Source organism: Pedobacter sp. AK013, assembly GCF_014205835.1.
Classification (GTDB): Bacteria; Bacteroidota; Bacteroidia; order Sphingobacteriales; family Sphingobacteriaceae; genus Pedobacter.
This window is the reverse complement of sequence record NZ_JACHCQ010000071.1, coordinates 1-6,510: the sequence shown is the minus strand read 5'-3', so window position 1 is coordinate 6,510 and position 6,510 is coordinate 1. Positions and strand designations below refer to the sequence as shown.

The following is a 6,510-nucleotide window of genomic DNA, read 5'->3' as shown; positions in this document are numbered from 1 at the left end:
GTTTGTTCGGCTTGATTCAAGGGAAGTTATAATTGTTGTAATACCACAAAGAAACAAATTATTTTATTCCCCCCAACTTTTCCGCTTGATCCCTAAAGCATCAAGATCCACGGATGCGCGAGGATGACGATCGTTCTAATCTCAAGACATTGTCATTTCGATCACAGTGTTTCAAAGGAACTCCTTTGGAGGATAAATCTTTAAACATAGTTCAAAGATTTATCCATTTCACTGTGCAAATAACGATCCTCCTCTCCTTTCTGTTATATTTCATCCGAGTTATTAAATCGCAATAACAACACAAAAAAGAAAAGCTCCAGTAAACTGGAGCTTTCTTGGTTGTTTGGTTTATGTTGATTATGAATAAGTCTTGAAAGTTTTATAAAAAAAGCGCCGTTACCAGCGCTTTTTTTAAACCAAATATATAATAATAATTAACGAGCATTACAAAAGTACAAACTTTATTCATATTAACAAGTATTTTTATCAAAAAAATTAAAATTTTTAATACAAATTACATAAAACACTAAAATCCAGACACAAAAACCAAAACAAATCAACACAAACCACATTAATATTAAATTTTATCATAAAAAAAACTAGTTTTATTCTTGTAAAATCATAATTTAAGGAAATATTTAAGCAAAATGATAGAAGATTTTATAAAAAATTACTTTAATCATCCCAAAACTTACGATGAAATGTTTCTAAATGGTGATAATTACAGAAATCACTATGCAAATTTTATCAGCAATTTCTCTAAAGAGTCGCTCGAAAATCTAAATAAAAAGGAAGAACTCGCCAAAAAGCTATTTATGAGTCAAGGTATTACCTTTACAGTATATGATAGCGGCGAAGGCATTGAAAAAATCTTTCCTTTTGATATTATTCCGAGAATTATCACTTCAACAGAGTGGTCTTTCATAGAAAAAGGAATAAAACAAAGGCTAAAGGCGCTAAATCTTTTCTTAAAAGACATTTATAGCAATCAATTTATCTTAAAAGACCAGATTGTACCTATAAATGTAATTTATTCTTGTCCGCATTTTTTAAGAGAGATGCACAATGTAAATGTACTGCACGATATCTATATCCATATTGCCGGGATAGACCTGATCAGAGATCATGACGGAACATTTTATGTACTCGAAGATAATCTTCGAACACCATCAGGCGTAAGTTACATGCTCGAAAACAGGGAAATTACCAAAAGGTTATTCCCCGATCTTATTCCGCAATGTGGTGTAAGGAGCGTAACCGAATATCCCGCCATATTATATAAAAATTTGATGAGCCTCTCTCCCAGGGCAGTTTCGAACCCAACAATTGTACTGCTAAGTCCGGGCATGTATAATTCTGCATATTACGAACATACTACCCTGGCCCGCTTAATGGGGGTAGAATTGGTAGAAGGGCGCGATTTGGTGGTTAAAAACCAAAAGGTATTTATGAAAACCACTACAGGCCTGCAGCAGGTAGATGTGATTTATCGCCGTGTAGATGATGACTATCTCGATCCGCTGGTTTTTAACCCGAACAGCGTACTGGGTGTAGCAGGCCTGATGGGTGCTTATCGCAAAGGCAATGTGGCCATTATTAATGCAGTAGGTAATGGCGTAGCAGACGACAAAGCTGTTTATACCTATGTACCAGATATGATCAGGTATTACCTAAACGAAGAGCCCATATTAAAGAACGTACCTACCTACCAGCTCAGCAATAAAGATGAGCTTGATTATGTTTTTGCAAACATCAATACAATGGTCATAAAAAAAACCAATGGAAGCGGTGGATATGGAATGTTAATGGGGCATGCCGCCAATGAGCAGGAAACTGAAGAATACAAAATGGAGATACTGAAAGATCCACGCAACTTTATTGCCCAACCCACCATCAGCCTATCTTCTGCTCCTTGTTTTATTAACGGAAAACTGGCTCCGCGCCGAATAGATCTCCGTCCGTTTGCTTTAAACGGACCAGATGGCATTTCAATTGTGCCAGGCGGCTTAACCAGGGTAGCCTTAAAAGAAGGCTCACTGGTGGTAAACAGCTCGCAGGGCGGCGGCAGTAAAGATACATGGGTTTTAACTTCTTAGAATACGGAATATGTTAAGTAGAGTTGCATCAAGCTTATATTGGTTAAGCAGATACGTTGAGCGCAGCGACGGTATGCTGCGCATGTTAAAAATAAATTACGCTTCCTCACAAGACACAATACAGGAATTTACCTGGAAGCCCGTAATCAGGATTTTTTCGTCAGATGATGAAAATGAACTATTGAATATACAGCACGATAGCCGGGCAGTGATAGAGTACCTCCTGCTAAACCGCGAAAACCCAAATTCGATTTTAAACATTGTTACCCTGGCACGGGAAAACGCACGGAGCGTTCAGGAACATATACCAAAAGATTTATGGCAATGCCTAAACGAGTATTACCATACTGTTAAAGATGAAAAACTACTGTGGTATGTACAAAAAGACGATCCTGTTACAGCATTAGATATCTTGATTAAACAGGTAATGCTGTATAACGGAACCGCCGATAGCGCAATGGAGCGTGGTGAAAGCAGAAGTTTTATGAATATTGGCAAACACCTGGAAAGAAGCATCCAATCGATTGATATTCTGGACATTAAATTCAGCTCAATAAGCAGCAACCCCGATCTGTTGACCGATATATCCTACTGGAAACATTTATTGCTTTCGTTAGGTGGTTATGAACTTTATCTTAAAACCTACAGACAAGGTTTCGACGCGAAGAACATCATTGAGCTGGCTATGCTCAACAATGATTTTCCACGGTCGGCATTATATGCCATGAATAATATTGAAAGATATTTTAACCGGCTAAAGAGCGAAAGCAATATCGAACATTACAACAACCTGTCTTTTAAAATTGGGCGTTTAAAAAGTATGATTACCTATAGCTCGGTAAATACCATGAACGAAGAGCAATTGCACCATTACCTTACTGAGATCAGGGCCGAGCTTTTCGGCATCGGAAACCTGTTAAATGAATATTATTTCGCAAATTCATAATTTTTTAACCACAGATGAGCACAGATCAACACAGCGACCATTCTTTTATTGATTTATGATCTGTGTTTATCTTTTTAATCAGTGGTAACCTATAATAATAACCAATATGCCAATTTTCAAAATCAAACATATCACCAACTACAAATACGAATTGCCTGTTCGCGATAGTGCGAATCAGATTATTTTATTTCCAATTAAAGATGATTTCCAAAAAGTGGTTAAACACGACCTGAATATATCAGGAAGCCCTGAAATTGAAATTTTTATCGATTATTACGGTAACGAGGTAGGTACTTTTACCCAAAACGAACCCCATACTCAACTTAAAATATTTTCGAAGGTAACTGTAGAAACCTTTCCGAAGCCATTACCACAAGATGATATGTTTAGTAGCGAACAATGGAACAGTTTAAGCGCCTTAAAATTTGAAGTACCCTATATCGATTATTTACGGCAGGAAAGTTTTGACGGTATCACGCAATTAAGGGAAACGGCCTTAGGAATTAAAGGCACCGAAGATACCCCCTACCAAACCGCTATCAGGTATTGTGCACACGTTTTCAACAACTTCGAATACATTAAAGGGGTAACGGCGGTTGATACCACCATTGATGAAATTTTAAATCTTAAAGCAGGCGTTTGCCAGGATTTTGCGCATGTACTAACAGCTATGCTACGTTTAACCGGAATCCCTGCGCGGTACGTAAGTGGTTATATCTGCCCCAACAGAGATGGTATGCGTGGCGAAGGTGCTACCCATGCCTGGGCCGAGGCCTATTTACCCGAATATGGCTGGCTGGGCCTAGATCCTACCAATAATTGTATTGCCAACGAAAACCATGTCCGCCTGGCAGTAGGCCGCAATTTTACCGATTGCTCACCCGTAAAAGGTGTTTACAAAGGTGGTTTCGAACATATTATGGAAGTGAATGTATCTGTAGGTTATAACGATGAAGACTTTAATGATAATGAAACTTACTTCCAGCCAAAAGAAGTAAACTATACCAAAGCTTCGGAAACGATAAGCACCGCCAGAACGAAAAATAGCTATCAGCAATATATGGAAGCGATGCAGCAACAGCAGCAACAACAACAGTAGGCAGTTTGCAGTTGACAGCCACGCCAAGCTAAAAAACTGAAAACAGTATGCTGAAAACTGCTAACTGATACGTTTTTTTTTTCTAAATTTGCGCCTTTTACAAATAACAATATGATTAAGAGACAGCAAATTAAAGATTTATTAAAGTCGACAGCATTTGACACAGAAGTAACGGTTATGGGATGGGTTAGAACTTTCCGTAATAATCAGTTTATTGCATTAAATGACGGGTCTTGCATGAGCAATATCCAGGTGGTGATCGATTTTAATAATTTGCCTGATGAGCTGTTGAAAAGAATAACAACCGGCGCAGCCATTTCTGCAACAGGTAAATTAGTCGAATCGCTTGGCAAAGGTCAAACAGTAGAAATTAAAGCAACAACGGTTGAAATTTTAGGCGACAGCGATCCTGAAAAATTTCCGTTGCAACCAAAAAAACACAGTTTAGAGTTTTTACGCGAAATTGCACACCTGCGTTTCCGTACCAACACTTTTAACGCCGTTTTTAAGGTTCGCCATGCATTGGCATTTGCCATCCACCAGTTTTACAACGAACGTGGTTTTGTATACATGCACACGCCCGTAATTACGGCCAGTGATGCTGAAGGTGCAGGCGAAATGTTTAAAGTGACCACTTTAGATCTCGACAATACCCCACGCACTGAAGATGGTAAAGTAGATTTCTCGCAGGATTTCTTCGCCCGTGCAACCAACTTAACCGTATCCGGACAATTGGAAGGTGAATTAGCGGCAATGGCTTTCGGACAGATTTATACTTTCGGTCCTACGTTTAGGGCAGAAAACTCGAATACAACACGCCACCTGGCCGAATTCTGGATGATTGAACCCGAAGTTGCCTTTGCCGATTTAGAAGACAACATGCAGCTTGCTGAAGACATGATGAAGTATGTCATAAAATATGCTTTAGACCACTGCAAAGATGAATTAGAATTCTTAAATACCCGTTTAGCGGAAGAAGATAAACAAAAACCACAGAACGAACGCAGCGAATTTAGCTTGTTAGAGAAATTGGATTTCTGTTTAGCCAACGAATTTGAGCGCTTAACCTATACAGAAGCGATCAGGATTTTAAAATCTTCTAAACCGAACCAGAAGAAACAGTTTAAATACCTGATTGATGAGTGGGGAGCTGATTTACAAAGTGAACACGAACGTTACCTGGTAGAAAAACACTTTAAAAAACCAGTAATCTTAACGGATTACCCTGCAGATATTAAATCGTTCTATATGCGCCAGAACGAACCAGATGCAGAAGGCAGACAAACTGTTGCCGCTATGGATATCCTTTTCCCGGGTATTGGCGAAATGATTGGCGGATCGCAACGTGAAGAACGTTTAGACCGTTTAACACAACGTATGGAAGCTTTAAATATTCCGCAAGAAGAACTGTGGTGGTATTTAGATACCCGCCGTTTTGGTACTGCACCACACGCTGGTTTTGGCTTAGGTTTCGAGCGTTTAGTATTATTCGTAACCGGAATGACCAACATCCGCGACGTAATCGCGTTTCCTAGATTCCCTAAAAACGCAGAGTTTTAGGAGGGTTTAGGGTTTAGGGTTTAGGGTTTAGGGTTTAGGGTTTAGGGTTTAGGGAAAACAAATTGCCTGTTACCAAAAGCGTCAAGTTTTAAAAACTTGACGCTTTTTTATTAATGAAATTATTATGATTGGCAATGCGGTAGAACGGCTTCCGTCATACTGAACTTGTTTCAGTATCTATCATACTATTTTGCGTCATTAGACCCTGAAATAAATTCAGGGTGACGATTCGAGAGAACGGCTTCCGTCATACTGAACTTGTTTCAGTATCTATCATGCTATTTTGCGTCATTAGATCCTAAAATAAACTCAGGGTGACGATTCGAGAGAACAAATCCCGTCATACTGAACCTGTTTCAGTATCTATCATGCTATTTTGCGTCATTAGACCCTGAAATAAATTCAGGGTGACGATCGAGAGAACGAATCCCGTCATACTGAACCTGTTTCAGTATCTATCATGCTATTTTGCGTCATTAGACCCTGAAATAAATTCAGGATGACGATCGAGAGAACGAATCCCGTCATACTGAACCTGTTTCAGTATCTATCATACTATTTTGCGTCATTAGACCCTGAAATAAATTCAGGGTGACGATTGAGAGAACGGCTTCCATCATACTGAACCTGTTTCAGTATCTATCATATTATTTTGCATCATTAGACCCTGAAATAAATTCAGGGTGACGATTCGAGAGAACGGCTTCTGTCATACTGAACTTGTTTCACTGTTGTCCGGTTAAAATTGATTATTGAAGATAAATAAGGCTTATTGGCTAATTAAGGTTGTTTATGTTTTAAAATCTATT

At 38.7% G+C, this 6,510-nt stretch carries 4 protein-coding genes; all 4 read left to right on the top strand.

Going from position 1 to position 6,510, the window contains the following annotated elements:
- Positions 1-647: 647 nt before the first annotated feature.
- The 4 genes from HDC90_RS25105 (at position 648) to asnS (ending at position 5,701) form a co-directional block, all read left to right on the top strand.
- Complete coding sequence (locus HDC90_RS25105; RefSeq protein ID WP_184471372.1) at positions 648-2,096, top strand: circularly permuted type 2 ATP-grasp protein; 1,449 nt, start codon at positions 648-650, stop codon at positions 2,094-2,096.
- A gap of 10 nt (positions 2,097-2,106) precedes the next feature.
- The gene (locus HDC90_RS25100) at positions 2,107-3,042 is read left to right on the top strand and encodes an alpha-E domain-containing protein (RefSeq protein ID WP_167293763.1); all 936 of its coding nucleotides are present in this window, start codon (positions 2,107-2,109) and stop codon (positions 3,040-3,042) included.
- A gap of 106 nt (positions 3,043-3,148) precedes the next feature.
- Positions 3,149-4,141, top strand: coding sequence for a transglutaminase family protein (locus HDC90_RS25095; RefSeq protein ID WP_184471370.1), 993 nt, complete (start codon positions 3,149-3,151; stop codon positions 4,139-4,141).
- Between the two features lie 111 nt (positions 4,142-4,252).
- Positions 4,253-5,701, top strand: a complete 1,449-nt coding sequence (gene asnS, locus HDC90_RS25090) for an asparagine--tRNA ligase (protein WP_184471368.1) — start codon at positions 4,253-4,255, stop codon at positions 5,699-5,701.
- Positions 5,702-6,510 lie beyond the last annotated feature (809 nt).